The organism is Kitasatospora sp. NPDC059817, assembly GCF_042731835.1.
Classification (GTDB): Bacteria; Actinomycetota; Actinomycetes; order Streptomycetales; family Streptomycetaceae; genus Kitasatospora.
On the sequence record NZ_JBHWIR010000365.1, the window covers coordinates 1 to 3,289 of the forward strand.

General features: G+C 76.7%; 3 protein-coding genes. 2 read left to right on the top strand and 1 reads right to left on the bottom strand.

Annotation, left to right across the window (positions count from 1 at the left end):
• The first annotated feature begins 153 nt into the window (after nucleotides 1-153).
• A complete protein-coding gene (locus tag ACFV61_RS35255; RefSeq protein ID WP_063351672.1) occupies nucleotides 154-1,146 on the top strand; it encodes a serine/threonine-protein kinase in 993 nt (330 codons plus the stop codon).
• A gap of 71 nt (nucleotides 1,147-1,217) precedes the next feature.
• Entirely contained in the window at nucleotides 1,218-1,592 is a 375-nt protein-coding gene (locus tag ACFV61_RS35260; RefSeq protein WP_063350652.1) for a DUF1304 family protein, read from the top strand.
• Nucleotides 1,593-1,613: 21 nt separating this feature from the next.
• Here the strand turns inward: ACFV61_RS35260 and ACFV61_RS35265 are convergent, their stop codons facing one another.
• Nucleotides 1,614-3,026: a streptophobe family protein gene (locus ACFV61_RS35265; RefSeq protein WP_380496197.1), complete on the bottom strand. Its 1,413-nt coding sequence runs from the start codon at nucleotides 3,024-3,026 to the stop codon at nucleotides 1,614-1,616.
• Nucleotides 3,027-3,289: the final 263 nt, after the last annotated feature.

Below are 3,289 nucleotides of genomic sequence, written 5' to 3' on the forward strand. Positions count from 1 at the left end.
CCGGCGGGGCGCGCCGTGACCCCGGCCTAACGCCCCCCCTAACGCCCCCTCGCCCGGCCGGCCGCCCAGCCCGCGGCCCGGTCGGCCGAACGGGTGCCCGAAGACGACCCCGACCACCCCGACCGGCCGTCCGCACCCGGCCTGCCGGCCGGCATGGTCGGGCGCCGGATCGCCGGCTACCGGCTGGAGCGCGAGATCGGCCGCGGCGGCATGGCCGTGGTGTACCGGGCCAAGGACCTGCGGCTCGGCCGGACCGTCGCGGTCAAACTGCTCGCCCCCGAACTGGCCCGCAACGAGGTGTTCCGGCAGCGCTTCATGCACGAGTCCGAGGCCGCCGCCGCGATCGACCACCCGCACATCATCCCGGTGTTCGAGGCCGGCGAGCACGACGGCATCCTGTTCATCGCGATGCGCTACGTCGAGGGCGGCGACCTGCGCGGGCTGATGAACCGGGGCGGCCCCTTCTCGGCCGAGCGGACCGCCCAGCTGGCCCTGCAGATCGCCTCCGCGCTCGACGCCGCGCACGACCACGACCTGGTCCACCGGGACGTCAAGCCCGGCAACGTGCTGGTCGCCGCCGGGACGGACAGCGAGCACCCCGAACACCTGTACCTGGCGGACTTCGGCCTCACCAAGAAGTCCCTCTCGCTGAGCGGCCTGACCAGCGTCGGCCAGATCGTCGGAACGCTGGACTACGCCGCGCCCGAGCAGATCTCCGGCAAGCCGCTGGACGGGCGCTGCGACCAGTACGGCCTCGGCTGCGTGGTCTTCGAGATGCTCGCGGGCGCCCCGCCGTTCCGCCGGGAGAGCGACGTGGCACTGCTCTGGGCGCACCTCAACGACCCGCCGCCCGCGTTGCGCGACCACCGCCCCGACCTGCCCGCCGCCGTCGGGGCGGCGGTCGCCCGGGCGCTCGCCAAGGCCCCCCAGGACCGCTACGCCAGCTGCCTGCAGTTCGTCGCCGAGCTGCGCGCGGCCACCGCCGTCGTGCCCGGCCTCGGCGCCGCGCCGAGGGCGTGGAGCGGGAGCGGGAACGGGCCGCCGACCCGGGTCGTCCAGGCGGTCGTCCCCGGGCTCGCCGCGGCGGCCGTCGTGCCCGAGCCGCCCGCGTGGGCCGCCCCGGTCGTCCACCCGCCGCCGTGGTGAGCGCCGTACCGTCCACCGCCCGCCAGGAAACCGACCCGCCAGGAAACCAACCCCTCAGGAAGCCGACCGCCATGAACGCCGTGAGCCAGGTCTTCGCCGTGATCGCCGCCGCGGTCCACCTCCTCGCGTGGCCGCTGGAGAGCTTCCTGTACGGCCACCCGCGGGTGCGCTTCCTGCTCACCGGCAGCACGGCGGACGCGCCGGAGGTCCGGCTGTGGCGCTTCAACGTCGGCTTCTACAACCTGTTCCTGGCGCTCGGCCTGGTCGCCGGACTGGTCCTGCTGCACACCGGGCACGCCGCCTCCGGCCGCGCCGTGATCAGCTACGTCGCCGCGTTCATGGCCGCCGGCGGGATCACCCTCTTCGCCTCGGAGCCGAAGGTCTGGCGCGGCGCCCTCGCCCAGGCGCTGCCGGCGGCGGCGATCCTCATCGCCGAGGCGTTCTGAGCGCGCGCCGCCCGGCAGCCGTCACCCCGCCCCGGGCGCCTCGCCACCCGAGACCTCGCCACCCGAGGCCTCGCCACCCGAGGCCTCGCCACCGGGGACGTCGCCGCTGGTGACCTCGCCCCGGCGGCCGGTGCGGGCGGCCAGCAGGGCGCCCAGCGCGCCGGCCAGCAGGCCCCAGCCCGCCGCCAGCGGGACGGCCGTCCACAGCACCGGGCGCAGGGTGAGGCTGCCGCTGCCGAGGCCGGCCAGCGGGTTGGCGCCGCCGAGGAGCGAGCCGATCAGGTCGCCGAGGCCGCCCTGGCCGAGGCCGACGCCGAGCGCCGAAAGCCCGTAGTCGGCGTCCGCCCTGGTCCAGAGCCCGACCAGCAGCACCGTCACCGCGCTGGCCAGAGCGAACCGGACGGCGTGCTGCCAGAGCCGGACGGTGCGCGGCGAGCGGTACGCGGCGAGGAAGCCGGCCGCGAGCAGCAGCACAGCGGCCAGCGGCAGCAGCCACCAACTGCGCGCGTCCTGGTCGGCGAGGGTGCCCAGGCTGATGGTGGCCTGCTGCCCGTCCGGCGCCCGCAGCACCTCGGCGAGCGGCCTGGGCACCGGCAGGCCGAGCGCGCCGCTGAGCCGCCCGTGCCACTGCGCGCCGAGCCCGACGCCGAAGGCCAGCCAGACCAGGTCGGGCAGGGCGAGCAGCAGCACGGCCAGGGTCTGCCGGGCGTTGCCGTGCACGATCGCGGTCAGCACCCCGGCCGCCAGCCCGATCACCAGGTACGCCAGCAGGACCAGCCAGAGCGCGAACGCGGCTGGGCGGACGGCCAGTTGGTAGGGCAGCAGGGCGCGCGGCAGCGGCGCCCGCCGGGACACCGCGAAGGTGCCCGCGAGGACGACGAGCAGCCAGGCCAGCCCGATGCCGACCGTGCTCGGGGCGTCCGCGTGGAAGCCGACCTCCGGGGTGAGCCCGAGCGCGCCGCCGATGGTCTGCGCCAGGTCGCCGCCGAGCGGGACGACGAAGGTGTGCCGGGCGCCGAGGGTGAGCAGCGCGAGGGCGACCAGCCAGAGCACCACCGTGCGGGCGATCCGGCCGAGCAGTTCGCCGCCGCCAGCCACCGCGCGAAAACGCAGCTGCCGCAGGAACACCTCGGCCATCACCACCGCACCGGCCAGCGAGACGGACAGCGGCATGGCACTGATCCCGGCATCCACTGCGGCGAACTGCCCGGCTCCGCCGTCGAGTTGGACGGCACCGCCGACGGCCAGCACCACCGCCCCGGCCAGCACGGCCGGGAAGCCGCCCCCCGGGAGGTCGTCGGCGCCGGCCAGCCAGAGGCCGAGCGCGGCGACCGCCGCCATGGCGGCGAACCCGGCCAGCACCACGGCGAGCGCGTCCAGCCAGCCGCGCAGGGCGCCGGGCGGGCCCGCGACCCGGGTGGTGGGCTGCTGCATGGCGCCTCCTCGGTGCGTCGGGCTTCGCGTTCCAGGGTGGCCGACACCCGGCGGGCACGCTCGGCGACGGTTTCCGCACCTGCTGTTGCGGCGGGTGGGGAGCCGGGGGGAAATGGAGGCCAGTGGCAGGAGCTTCCCGGGTCGGCGCATCCGCCGGCCGCCTGCGAAACGGAGCCTCGATGAGTTCCCAACCGCCCCCGTCCGGCCCGCCGAGCGAGCCGCCCCACGGCCCCCCGTCCGGCCCGCTGGCCGGTCCCCCGTGC

Coding starts and splice junctions, on each gene's coding strand:
- ACFV61_RS35255 (WP_063351672.1), top strand. CDS start 154: ATGGTCGGGCGCCGGATCGCCGGCTACCGGCTGGAGCGCGAGATCGGC.
- ACFV61_RS35260 (WP_063350652.1), top strand. CDS start 1,218: ATGAACGCCGTGAGCCAGGTCTTCGCCGTGATCGCCGCCGCGGTCCAC.
- ACFV61_RS35265 (WP_380496197.1), bottom strand. CDS start 3,026: ATGCAGCAGCCCACCACCCGGGTCGCGGGCCCGCCCGGCGCCCTGCGC.